Here is an 11,638-nt window from a genome sequence, read left to right as displayed (position 1 = left end):
CGTTTTGCCTCCGCTTGCTGCGCGTTGGCACTCAGTACGTCGCGGAATACGAATTTTATCCCAGTCCCTTGTTCAGGTTGGCAGTGACGACTTTATATGCAATCTTTACTGTCACCTGTCGACCGATAGAATTAGAATGCGTGTTTTAGCGATTCGCACCGCCAAAAATCACACCAGCTGCTCCGCATGCGCCTGCTGGAACGCTGCCAGGGCGGCCAACGCCCGGTCCGCCATCTCCAGGTTGCGGGTCTTCTTATCCCGCACCTTGTGGTCCAGTTTCGGCATGATGCCGTAGTTGGCGTTCATCGGCTGGAAGTGGTGCGGGTCCGCGTGGGTAATGTAATGCGCCATGGCGCCGACTTCGGTGTCTTCTGGAAAGACCACTGGGGCCAATCCTTGGGCAGCGCGGGCGGCGTTAATGCCGGCGACCATACCAGAGGCGGCGCTTTCCACGTACCCTTCCACCCCGGTCATTTGGCCGGCAAAGAAGAGATGCGGCTTTTTCAGTGATTCGTAAGTCGGGGCCAGCACCAACGGCGCGTTCATGAACGTGTTGCGGTGCATCACGCCGTAACGGACGATGGCCACGTTCTCCAACCCCGGGATCATGCGGAAGACGCGCTTCTGCTCGCCCCACTTGAGATGGGTCTGGAAGCCGACGATGTTGTACAGGGAACCCACGGCATTGTCCTGGCGCAATTGAACGACGGCATACGGCCGCTTGCCGGTGCGGGGATCCTCCAGGCCAACAGGCTTGAGGGGACCAAAGAGCATAGTCTTCTCGCCCCGCTTGGCCATCACTTCGATGGGCATACAGCCGTCGAAGAACTTTTCTTTCTCAAAGTCGTGGCTCTTGGCGACATCGGCGTGGATCAAGGCTTCGTAGAAGGCATGGAACTGGTCTTCGTCCATGGGACAATTGAGATAATCGGCCGTGCCTTTGTCGTACCGGGACTTGCGGTAGACCTTGTCCATGTCGATGCTGGCCTCGTCGAGGATCGGCGCGGCCGCATCGTAGAAGTAGAAGCCGTCATCGCCGTTGAGCTGCTTGATGGCGTCCGCCAGGGCCGGCGAAGTCAGCGGCCCCGTCGCCACCACCGTGATGCCGTCAGGGAAACCGGTCAGCTCTTCCCGGTGGATGGTCACGTTGGGCAGGCTGCTCAGCTTGTCCGTGATGGCCTGGGAGAAAGGTTCCCGGTCCACGGCCAGTGCTCCGCCGGCGGGGACGGCATGGGCGTCGGCCGACTGCATGATGAGCGAGTCGGTCCGCCGCATTTCTTCCTTCAACAAGCCCACGGCGTTGCTTAAGCCGTTGGCCCGCAAGGAGTTCGTGCACACCAGCTCGGCAAACTGGCTGGTGTGGTGGGCCGGCGTGTTTTTCACCGGCCGCATTTCGTACAGATTCACGGGTACGCCGCGCTTGGCAATCTGCCAAGCGGCCTCGGACCCGGCTAAGCCGGCCCCGATCACATTCACAGACATGGTCATCACCAACATCTCCTCTGATTCATTCAGTGCATGGTTACTTCTGGATCGGTTCTTCGTAATCGCCGTTGGGGCAGATCACTTGGCGGCCGCCCTTGACCTTTTTCTCGACTAAGAAATGGCCGTCGACGGGGCAGTTGCGGCCCATTGGCTTGTCCCAGGAGACGAAGTCGCAGTCCGGATAGCGGGAGCAGCCGTAGAAGAGGCGGTTGCGCTTAGACTTGCGTTCGACCACTTGGCCGATGCCGCACTTGGGGCAGATGACGCCAATCTCTTTGACGATGGGCTTGGTGTTACGGCAGTTGGGGAAGCGGGAACAAGCGTAGAACTTGCCGTAGCGGCCCAGCTTGACGACCATCGGCGCACCGCAGATATCACAGTTAAAGCCGGCCGGTTCGTCCTTGATCTGGATCTTCTGAATCTTTTCCTCGGCAGAGTCGATTTCCTTGGCAAAGGGCTGGTAATACTGGTCCACGACCTGGACCCAGTTCTCGTCCCCGGCCTCGACCTCGTCCAGCTCGTCTTCCAGCTTAGCCGTGAAGTCCACGTTGACGATATCGGGGAAGAACTCGCTGATGAGGGTATTGACGATCTCACCCAGTTCGGTGGGTTCGAAGCTCTTCCCGTTCAGCTTCACGTAGAATCGTTTCTGGATCGTATCGATGGTCGGTGAATACGTGGACGGGCGGCCTACCCCGTTTTCTTCCAACGCCTTGACCAGACTGGCTTCGGTGTAACGCGCCGGCGGTTGGGTGAAGTGCTGGGCAGGATCGGTCTTCTTGAGCAGGACATCGTCGCCTTCGTTGAGTTCCGGCAGCAGCTTGTCCTTAGTCTCGTCGCCGCTCTGGGTGTACAGTTTCGTGAACCCGGGGAACTTGGTCCGGGAGCCGGTGGCCCGGAACTGGACACCGTTTTGGACCATGTCGGCGGTAATCGTATCATAGACGGCCGGCGTCATCTCACTGGCCACGAAGCGGGCCCAGATCAGACTGTACAAACGCATCTGGTCTCGGTTAAGGACACTTTCCAAGCTCTTCGGGGTACGCAGCACGCTGGTGGGCCGGATCGCTTCGTGGGCATCCTGGGCAAATTCCTGGTTCTTTTTCTTTTGAATCTTAACGGCCGCATAATCAGCCCCGTATTCCTTATGGATGAACTCGGAGGCTTCATGCTTGGCCACACTGGCGATCCGGGTAGAGTCCGTCCGCATGTAAGTGATCAGACCGACCGTCCCCTGCTTGCCGCCGAGGTTGATGCCTTCGTACAGCTGCTGGGCGATCATCATGGTCTTGCGGGTCTTGTAATTCAAGCGGCGGTTGGCCTCTTGCTGCAGAGAACTGGTCGTGAACGGGGCGGCCGGGAACCGTTTGCGTTCCCGCTTGACGACTTTGGTTACGGCGAAGGGCTTTTTCTTATCGATCTTGTCCAAGACCTTCTGCACGTCGTCGTTGTTATTGAGGGCTTTCTTCCGGCCGTTCTCCCCGTAGAAACTGGCCGTGAAGGTTTCCTTGCCCTTGGCCATCGTCCCGTCGATAGTCCAATATTCCTCGGGGACGAAGGCCTTAATGGCATTTTCCCGATCAATGACCAGCTTCAAGGCGATGGATTGCACCCGGCCGGCACTGAGGCCTTTCTTCACTTTCTTCCAGAGAATGGGAGAAATGGAATACCCCACCAGCCGGTCCAACACCCGCCGGGCCTGTTGGGCATCGACCAGCTTCATGTCGATGCTGCGGGGTTCCTTGAACGCATTCTTGACGGTGTCCTTGGTGATCTCGTTGAAGACCACCCGGTTCTTGTCCTTGGGATCCAGGTCGAGGATGTGGGACACATGCCAAGCAATGGCTTCTCCTTCGCGGTCCGGGTCGGCTGCGAGATAGATGTGGTCCGCCTTCTTGGCTTCTTTCTTAAGGTCCTTGATGACGTCGCCTTTGCCTCGAATCGAAATGTACTTGGGTTGGTAGTTGTTCTCAATGTCGACGCCCATTTGGCTGCGAGGCAAGTCGCGGATATGGCCCAGACTGGCCACGACCCGATAATTACGCCCCAAATACTTTTCAATCGTCTTGGCCTTAGAGGGCGACTCCACGATCACGAGGTTCTTAGCCAATCACAAAACTTCCTTCCGTTATTCCGTACTTAAATAAAACGTATTCCCTGTAACGAATCGTAACTCACTATAGTGGAAGGAATGTGAGAATGTCAAATGGCAGAGGGCGGAGGCTGGCGGTTAGCACCACCAGGCTAAGTGGCCCTAACGGTTAAAGCCCCGCTCTTGGGCTTTGACCGTTAGGGTCCTTAGACTGTGTGGTGCTGCCAGCCGGAGCCCGTTTATGGCAACCCGGCCGGGGGAACCCCGCACTGGGCTTTTGGTGTTAGGGTCCTTAGACTGTGGTGGCCTGCTCGGCGCAGCCCGTTTATAGCGTATGGAGAAAACCCTGCACATGGGCTTTTGGTGTTCGTGTCCGCAGACCGCATACCGCGGCTGTCGCCCGCACCCTGCCAGCATTTCAGTAACCGCACTCAATAAAGCTCTGGCGGCAGTGTAAGCAGCACATCCCCCGCTCCGTGCACTGGCACCGCACCATCGGCAATCAGCGCGTTGCACCCCGCCGACTGCGGGTCGCAGATCCGACCAGGGACGGCGGCAACAATCCGGTTATCATCGGCAGCCAAAGCGGCCGTAATCAAGCTGCCGCTGCGTTCGCGGGCTTCAATCACGAGAAGCGTGTGGCACAGCCCGGCGATGACCCGGTTGCGCTGGGGAAAGTGGTACGGCTTGGCGGCAGTGCCCGGGGGAAACGGGCTCAGGAGCAAGTCCCGGTGCATAATTTCTTGCTGCAGCGCCGTGTGTTCCCGCGGGTAGCATAAATCCAGCCCGGTGCCGATCACGGCAATCGTGTGCCCGCCGGCACCGATGGCCAAACGGTGCGCCAAGCCGTCGACGCCCCGGGCCAACCCCGAGATAATAGCTGCCCCAGCCGCCGCCACTTCCGGCACGATGGCGGCTGTGGCAGCTCGGCCGTAATCGGAACAGGTCCGGGTCCCCACGACGCCCACCGCCGGTCCGCGTAATAAGTCGAGGTACCCCGTATAGGCCAACACAGCCGGCGGGTCGTAAATAGCCAGCAGCCGCTCCGGGTAGTCGGCATCCAGTACCGTCAAGAGCGGCGGCAGTGCCGGGGTCGCCGGGGTCCAGGGCTCATGAATGATTTGCCGCAGCAAAGCGCGCTGCCGCGCGAGCTTTTCCGGCCGGACTGTTTTCTTCCCGGCGGCCAGCCAGGGGGCCCAGTCTGGGAATTCAGCGGCGTGGTGCGCCAATACCAACAGTTGATAGTTCGTGAAAGCACCGGTCAAAAAGAGCCGGCACAAGCAGGTCCGCGCGTCCATATAAAAATTCCTCCGTTGTGTAGGGTGTCTTACCCATTACATTACGCAGGAATTCGCCGAAACTTAAAAATTATTTGTCAGCGTGGAGTGCCGCTTGGACCGGGGCGAAGGAACGGCGGTGGATCGGTGTGACGCCGTAAGCCTGGAGCCCGGCCAGATGCTCAGCCGTGCCGTAGCCGGCGTTATGCCGGAACCCATAACCGGGATAGACGCTGTCATACGTATCCATCAAGCGGTCCCGGCAGACCTTTGCAATGATGCTGGCCGCGCCAATGCTCACAGAGCGGGCGTCACCCTTGATCAGCTTGCACTGGGGCACCGCCACGGGCACGTGCATGGCATCGACCAGCAGATAGTCGGGCTGGTGCCATAACGCCGCCACCGCCCGGGCCATAGCGATTTCGGTGGCATGATAAATATTGTGCTGATCGATCTCTGCGGCCGTAGCCAGGCCTAAGGCGACGTCGCTGGCTTCAGCCATGATCAGGTTGAACAGGGCCAGGCGCTTGGCGGGAGTCAACTGTTTCGAATCGTTGACGGCCACCAGGTCCTGGTCTAGGGCGACGTCCCGGGGAAAAACCACCGCACAGGTGATGACCGGTCCGGCCAACGGTCCCCGCCCCACTTCGTCAATACCGGCGATTTGGGGATACTGGGGCCACAAGTCTTGTTCAAACTGCAAGCGCTGGGCAAAAGACGCGGCGGCCGCCGCCTGGTGGGCCTGGTGCCGCTGATAGCGCGCGTAAAGCTGCTGCGCCCCGGCCCGCGGGTCCTCGGCCAGCGCTGCAATATCGGCCGCCGCCAATGTCCCCGCCGCCAGGGCTTGGCGCAGAGCGGTCAAAGAGTGCTTAGCGGGCGGCGTCATCAACCGGCACCTCGTCCCACGTGAAGCGCCCCAGCTTGCCCTTGCGCACATCGTTGATCAGGGTCCAGCTGGCGCGTTCGTAGTCGTCCTTGAAACCAAGGCGAGCGGTGATCGTCATCAAGAGATCCGGCAGCGGTTGGGTCAAATCAGTTGCGTTCACCCGGTACAGATGCTGTAATTCTTGGGGCACCCGGGCGATCAATTTCTCCAACGCAAACAGCGCCACGTCATCGGCGTGGAACAAACTGTCCTTGATGCCGCCGGTGAGGGCCAGTTTGGTCCCCACCGCCGGATCATCGAACTTGGGCCAGAGGATCCCGGGGGTGTCCAAGAGATTGATGTCGCTGCTGGTCTTGATCCACTGCTGAGACTTCGTGACCCCGGGGGTATTGCCTGTCTGGGCGATGTTGCGCCCCGCCAGCCGGTTCAGAATCGTGGACTTGCCCACATTCGGCACGCCCACGCACATCGCCCGCAGGAGCACGTTACGCAGGCCCTTGGCCTTCTGCCGTTCGATGTACTCCGCCAAAACCCGGTGGGTGGCGCTCATGATCTGCTGGATACCTTGGCTATGCTGGGCATCGATGGCCACCGCGGGCAGGTCGTGGGCGGCGTAATAGTCGATGAAGGCCCGGGTGGCGGCTGGGTCCGCCAGGTCCGCCTTGTTCAAGACCAGCAGCCGCTTTTTCCCTTGACCGATCTCGTCCAGCAGCGGGTTGCGCGACGACTCCGGGACCCGGGCGTCGACGATTTCATACAGAATATCGACGTTCTTCAGTGCCTCGGTGACTTGCCGCCGGGCTTTGGCCATGTGGCCGGGAAACCATTGAATTGTTGCCACTATTTTACCTCCTCTCTCTGAACATTACTTCGTCTCCGCCGCCACCGTGGCGACGGCCTTGGTCATCATCGGATCGTTCTTCGCAGCCAAGTCATAGACCGTGTTGTTCAGTGCCGTCTTGGTGGCGGCGTCCAGCTTACCCGATACCGTCAGCTTATGGACCGTCTGGAAGTTCTTCACGGCTGTCTCGGTGGCGTCATCAAAGTAGCCGGCCGTCTGGGTCAGCTTGGCGCCTTGCAGGTTAAGGATCTTCTGGGCCGTGCCGATGTCGGTGGCGACAGTGCCCGCGGTATTGGTCTTCTTGGTGTTCAAGAGCGGCCAGGAGGCGTAAGCCGGGTAACTGACCTTGACATCCGGGGTCAAGCCCTTGTGCTGGATCCAGCCGCCGGACGGCGTGAGCCACTTGGCAGTGGTGATCTTCACTTCGCTATCCTTGGTCAGCGGTGTTACCGTTTGGACGACGCCCTTGCCGAAGGACTTTTCGCCCACCAGCTTGGTCTGACGCGACTCCTGCAGGGCGGCGGAGAAGATCTCCGACGCGGAGGCACTGCCGGAATCGACCAGCACCGTGACCGGCTCCGTGACCTTGAAGCCCTGGTCGTACTGCTTGCCGGCGGTGAAGATCTCTGGCTTGCCGGTGCGCTGCTGGACCTGCATGATGCGCTGGCCGTTCTTCAGGAACATACTGGCCGTTTCCAGCGCCTGGGGCAGCAAGCCGCCCGGATTCTGCCGCAGATCGATCACGAAGCGCTTGGCCCCTTTCTTGCGCAGGCTGGTGATCGTCTTCTTCAGCTCCGTATTCGTCTTGTCGGCGAATTGCGTAATCGTGATCACCCCGACCTGCTTGTTTTGGTCAGAAAGGTCCCCGGTGACTGTCGTAATCGGCACGACGCCGCGCTTAATGGTGATGTTGAACGTATCACTGCCGCGCTTGATGGCCAGGGTCACACTGGTGCCTTTCTTCCCCCGAATCGTACTGGAGGCCTTGGTGGTGGACCAGCCCTGGGTGCTCTTGCCGTTGATACTCATGATCACGTCCTTGGCCTTGAGCCCGGCCTTATCGGCGGGAGACCCCTTGATCGGTGAGACGACCTGAATATGGCCGTCCCCTTGGCTGATCTCGGCCCCGATGCCCTCGAAGGACCCCGACACGGTCGTATTCAAGCTGGTGAAGTCGTCCCCGGCCAGATACTGGGAGAAAGGATCGTTCAGCGTCTTGAGCATGCCGTTAATGGCGCCGGTGACCAGTTTCTTGTCACTAGTAGCCGTGTAATAGTTGGCCTTGACGTCACTGTAGACCTTCAGCAGATCCTTAAAGGAATTGGGGACATAGGTCACGTCCGCATTCGCCGCGGCCGTCTGGTTGTGCAAGTATAACGCGCCGGCGCCCAGGGTGCCGCCGATCCCAATGATCAGCGCGGCGGCGCTGCTCAGCAGGACCGTGCGCAGCCGGAAGCGCCGCTTGGGTTTGCTTTCCTGATTTGGCGGTACTTGTTGCGGTGCTTTGTCTGTCGGCACCGCTTGCGGTGCGTCTGTCTTGTTATCCTCTGCCATTTGTTTGTCTCCTCTGCTGAGTCTGGCTCAAATCGTGTCTTGGTCTAAGTATTCGCGGAACGCATCGTCAAAGATCGACATCTCCGGCAGGTAGCCGGCGTTTAATTCCAAATAGTTGCTGAGTTCCTCGTAGTTATGGCTTTGTTTGGGAAAGGCCTGATCGAAGAACGCATTATTGGCAAACTGGGCGATCTCATCCGCCCCCGTTTCGTTTCTTTGGGTCATGAGCCAGAAATAAAAGCTCCGTTTTTGGCGCGCCATGAGCAGCCCTCTCTTTTCTCTCTTAATCCGGCAAATACACGTTAAAGACGAACTGGTCGTCCGCAAAGTCCAGCCGCTTGGCCGTGACTTGGAAGCCGGCGGCGGTCTTGAACTTGGTCAGATGGAGCATGATCGCCGAATGCTTGCTGTCCACCGACACCCACTGGGGCAGCTTATAACTGGACTGAATGAAGCCCAGGACGAAACTGACCGGCACGTTCAGACTGCCGATGGCCAGCTGCTTGGCCCGCAGCTGCACGTCCCCATTGTCCTGGACGTAGGGCATCAGCACCAGGTTGAACTGGATCGGGGAGCCGAGGAACTGGACCGTTCCCACCAGCAAGACGCTGGTCTCCTCCACCCGGAACTGGTACTTGATCTTGCTGTCCTTCAAGTAATCATCCAGGTAATGCTGGGTGAGCTGATTGACCTGTTTGCGGTCCAAGGCCACCGTCAGCGACGGTGCCCCGGCCACGGTGGTGACCTTCGGCGCATTGGTCGGCGGTGTGAAGACCCGCACACCGAGGAAGATGGCGCTGCCCAGAACGATCCCCGCGAGGATCAGGAAGGCCCAGCGCCAGGGATTGTGCAGTTTCTTGGGTGCGGCCGCAGGGTTCGTCGGCTGTTTTTGATTTCTCCGCTTCGGTTGGGTCTGAGCCCGGTCAACGGGTGTCTTCACTTCTGCCACTGTCCCTTCGTTTTGTTCAGTACTTTGAGTAATTGGTCCGTCATCCGGCCGTACCCGATGTGGTTCGGGTGGAAGTGGTCATCGGTGGACAGGTACGGATTGGTCGAATCGTTATTGGCCAGTTCCGCCTGCAGCGACTGCGCGTCCGTCACCTTGCCGCTCTTGGCCACGGTCCCGTCGCCCTTCGTCAGGACGCTGTCCACATCGACGTAATAAACGTTGGCCATTTTCTTCACCAGCGCCTTGGTCCGGTTATTGAACCCATGCATGATGGTCTGGAGCTGCTTCACTTGAGAAAAGTAAACATAAAACGGGTTGTATACCCCGAGAATATAAATAGGGGCCGTGGGGTTCATCTGCCGCAGCGTGGTGATGAGCGTGTCCACGCTCTGACCGAACGCCACTTCAGCTTTGGTCACGTCCTGGTCCTTGAGGTTCGCCCCGTTTTTCATAAGGGTGTGCATCAAATCGTTACCGCCGGCGGTCAGGGTGATAATGTCCGCCCGCTTGACGTTCTTGGCAATGGCCGGCTGTTTTTGGACCCGGGTCAAGATCTGTTTGGCAGTATCCCCGGGATGACCAAAGTTGACACTGTTCACCCGCAGATCATCGTCAGTTTGCAGGCGCTGGACCGTTTGGCCGACAAATCCGCCCTGCCCGGCTTCGTCTCCTGTCCCGTAAGTCAGTGAATCACCAATCGCCACCAGCGTGTACGTTTTGCCGGTGGGTGCGGTTTGACCCTTAGGCGTCATGTTAGCGAAATCCGCCGCCGGCACGACCGTCAGCAGCAATGTTGCCACGGCGGCCGTGACGATTGCCAGCAAACCGATATCCACCAGCCAATGGCGCAGTTTCTTCATTAAGCAACGCGTTCCTTTCACACGATAATAAGAAAAAACGACCGCAGACGACACTTCCCCCGCGATCGTTAAACTCTGACTGATTATTCAGGTTCCGTATAATAGATAATCGCGAATGCACCAGGACCGGTATGGGTGGCCACGATGGGGCTGGTCGGGGTGACCACGATCGGCACCTCCGGCAAGACCGCCCGCAAGTCGCGGCCGACCTGCTGAGCGACCGCTTCGTCACCGGCATAGGGAATGCCGATACTGGCCACATTCGGCAGCTGGCTTAAGGCCGTGACCTGCTCGTCGACGAACTTCGTCAGCGTCTTTTGGCCTCGCCCTTTCGCTACCACGTGCAAGCCGTCAAGGGTTAATTCTAACACGACTTTGATGTTGAGAAAACTCGATACTAACCCCGTCACACGACCGACCCGGCCGCCCTTGACCAAATTGGCCAGGGTGGAGACCGCCAAATACACCTTCGTCCGGTCGCGGATCGCGGCCAGCTGCTTCAAAATGGCGGGTATTTCTGCCCCATCCTGCGCCATCTTCGCCGCCGCCAGCACCTGGAAGGCCAGCCCGCGGTCAATGGAGCCGCTGTCCACCACGGTCACGTCGCTGGTGCTGATGACCCCCGCCTGACGAGCTGCATTGACTGTCCCCGACAGGTTCTCGGTCATGTGGATCGACAGGATTTGGTTGCCGGCTTGGCCCAACTCATCATAAACGGTAAGAAAATCGCCGATCGCCGGTTGGGACGTTGTGGGCAATGCCTTGGCGGCGGCCATTTTACCCATGAACCCGGCTTTCGTGATGTCCCGCCCGTCGACGTAATTTTGCCCGTCAATAATAATGTTCAACGGTACGATTCGAATATCGTACTGCTTGATCTCTGCAGGTGTCAGCTCCACCGAGGAATCTGTCACAATTTTAATTGTCATCGTCTCGCTGCCCTTCGCAATTGACATTTGCCTCCATTATAACAAACACCCAGCACCAGCGCTGATTGCTTAGGACCGGCGTGCATAGATCATGAAGCGGTGCGGCCACGGCGCTTTTTCTGATACTTGGCCCGGCGTGTCCTGAATGACGGTGAACGCTGCTTCATCCCACGGGACCATGTAGGCATCGCCGGCGGGGAAAGCATGGTCGATCCGGGTCACGTAGAGCCGGTCGACGACGTTCATGAAGGCTTCAAACAAAGAGCGGCCGCCGATAATGAAGACAGTCTCGTCCGGGTGCTCCGTGATATACTTCTGCACCGCCATGACGCTGCCCAGGGTTTGGACACCGGGAGTGGTCAGGGGGCGGTGGGTGAGCACGATATTCGTGCGCTCCGGCAAGGGCTTCGTGGGCAGCGAGTCCCAGGTCCGCCGGCCCATGAGGATGGTGTGGTGGAGCGTGGTGGCCTTGAAGTAGCGCAGATCGTCGGGCAAATGCCACGGCAGGCGGCCGTGGGTGCCAATCAGGTGGTTCCGGTCTTCTGCCCAAATGAATGCCAACATGGTGAAAAGACTCCTTTCATTGTGGATCATGTGCGGTGGCAGGTTAGTGTCTGGCGTTGGCCCGGGTGGCTGGCTGCACAAGTTGGGAGACAGGTTAGTGTCTGGCGTTGGCCCGGGTGACGCAGGGCTCCGCAGATTGGGGCGGTGACGCGAAGCTAGTGCGAAGCCCGTCCTGCGGAGCTAGCCGTGGGCACCTTGCCC

General features: G+C 59.1%; 11 protein-coding genes. All 11 read right to left on the bottom strand.

What is annotated here, in order from left to right; translation table 11 throughout:
* Window positions 1-168: 168 nt before the first annotated feature.
* The 11 genes from trmFO to L248_RS01195 all read right to left on the bottom strand — a co-directional run bounded on the left by trmFO (window position 169) and on the right by L248_RS01195 (window position 11,437).
* Complete coding sequence (gene trmFO / locus L248_RS01245) at window positions 169-1,497, bottom strand: methylenetetrahydrofolate--tRNA-(uracil(54)-C(5))-methyltransferase (FADH(2)-oxidizing) TrmFO (RefSeq protein ID WP_022528216.1); 1,329 nt, start codon at window positions 1,495-1,497, stop codon at window positions 169-171.
* A gap of 25 nt (window positions 1,498-1,522) precedes the next feature.
* Window positions 1,523-3,595: a type I DNA topoisomerase gene (topA, locus tag L248_RS01240; protein WP_040534196.1), complete on the bottom strand. Its 2,073-nt coding sequence runs from the start codon at window positions 3,593-3,595 to the stop codon at window positions 1,523-1,525.
* Window positions 3,596-4,008: 413 nt separating this feature from the next.
* Entirely contained in the window at window positions 4,009-4,875 is an 867-nt protein-coding gene (gene dprA, locus L248_RS01235) for a DNA-processing protein DprA (RefSeq protein WP_051999818.1), read from the bottom strand.
* 70 nt (window positions 4,876-4,945) lie between these two features.
* Window positions 4,946-5,740 carry a ribonuclease HII gene (locus L248_RS01230; protein ID WP_022528213.1) on the bottom strand — a complete coding sequence of 265 codons (795 nt, stop codon included), beginning with the start codon at window positions 5,738-5,740 and terminating at the stop codon, window positions 4,946-4,948.
* Window positions 5,724-6,581, bottom strand: coding sequence for a ribosome biogenesis GTPase YlqF (gene ylqF, locus L248_RS01225; protein ID WP_040534195.1), 858 nt, complete (start codon window positions 6,579-6,581; stop codon window positions 5,724-5,726). Before ylqF ends, L248_RS01230 begins: the two co-directional genes overlap by 17 nt.
* 24 nt (window positions 6,582-6,605) lie before the next feature.
* Entirely contained in the window at window positions 6,606-8,135 is a 1,530-nt protein-coding gene (locus tag L248_RS01220) for a S41 family peptidase (protein WP_022528211.1), read from the bottom strand.
* 27 nt (window positions 8,136-8,162) lie between these two features.
* Complete coding sequence (locus L248_RS01215) at window positions 8,163-8,396, bottom strand: YozE family protein (RefSeq protein ID WP_040534194.1); 234 nt, start codon at window positions 8,394-8,396, stop codon at window positions 8,163-8,165.
* A 22-nt stretch (window positions 8,397-8,418) separates the two neighbouring features.
* Complete coding sequence (locus L248_RS01210; protein WP_196811974.1) at window positions 8,419-9,084, bottom strand: YpmS family protein; 666 nt, start codon at window positions 9,082-9,084, stop codon at window positions 8,419-8,421.
* The gene (locus L248_RS01205; protein ID WP_022528208.1) at window positions 9,072-9,944 is read right to left on the bottom strand and encodes an SGNH/GDSL hydrolase family protein; all 873 of its coding nucleotides are present in this window, start codon (window positions 9,942-9,944) and stop codon (window positions 9,072-9,074) included. The genes L248_RS01210 and L248_RS01205 overlap by 13 nt, the downstream gene beginning before the upstream one ends.
* An 83-nt stretch (window positions 9,945-10,027) precedes the next feature.
* Window positions 10,028-10,873, bottom strand: a complete 846-nt coding sequence (locus L248_RS01200; protein ID WP_040534366.1) for a DegV family protein — start codon at window positions 10,871-10,873, stop codon at window positions 10,028-10,030.
* Window positions 10,874-10,942: 69 nt separating this feature from the next.
* Window positions 10,943-11,437: a dihydrofolate reductase gene (locus L248_RS01195; RefSeq protein WP_040534193.1), complete on the bottom strand. Its 495-nt coding sequence runs from the start codon at window positions 11,435-11,437 to the stop codon at window positions 10,943-10,945.
* Between the last annotated feature and the right edge of the window lie 201 nt (window positions 11,438-11,638).

Source organism: Schleiferilactobacillus shenzhenensis LY-73 (assembly GCF_000469325.1).
Taxonomy (GTDB): Bacteria; Bacillota; Bacilli; order Lactobacillales; family Lactobacillaceae; genus Schleiferilactobacillus; species Schleiferilactobacillus shenzhenensis.
The sequence above is the reverse complement of the archived record's forward strand: the minus strand, read 5'-3'. Positions and strand labels throughout refer to the sequence as shown.

Excerpts from the sequence above, each read along its gene's own strand:
- trmFO (WP_022528216.1), bottom strand. The coding sequence starts at position 1,497 with ATGTTGGTGATGACCATGTCTGTGAATGTGATCGGGGCCGGCTTAGCC.
- dprA (WP_051999818.1), bottom strand. The coding sequence starts at position 4,875 with ATGGACGCGCGGACCTGCTTGTGCCGGCTCTTTTTGACCGGTGCTTTC.
- L248_RS01230 (WP_022528213.1), bottom strand. The coding sequence starts at position 5,740 with ATGACGCCGCCCGCTAAGCACTCTTTGACCGCTCTGCGCCAAGCCCTG.
- L248_RS01220 (WP_022528211.1), bottom strand. The coding sequence starts at position 8,135 with ATGGCAGAGGATAACAAGACAGACGCACCGCAAGCGGTGCCGACAGAC.
- L248_RS01215 (WP_040534194.1), bottom strand. The coding sequence starts at position 8,396 with ATGGCGCGCCAAAAACGGAGCTTTTATTTCTGGCTCATGACCCAAAGA.
- L248_RS01205 (WP_022528208.1), bottom strand. The coding sequence starts at position 9,944 with ATGAAGAAACTGCGCCATTGGCTGGTGGATATCGGTTTGCTGGCAATC.
- L248_RS01200 (WP_040534366.1), bottom strand. The coding sequence starts at position 10,873 with ATGACAATTAAAATTGTGACAGATTCCTCGGTGGAGCTGACACCTGCA.
- L248_RS01195 (WP_040534193.1), bottom strand. The coding sequence starts at position 11,437 with ATGTTGGCATTCATTTGGGCAGAAGACCGGAACCACCTGATTGGCACC.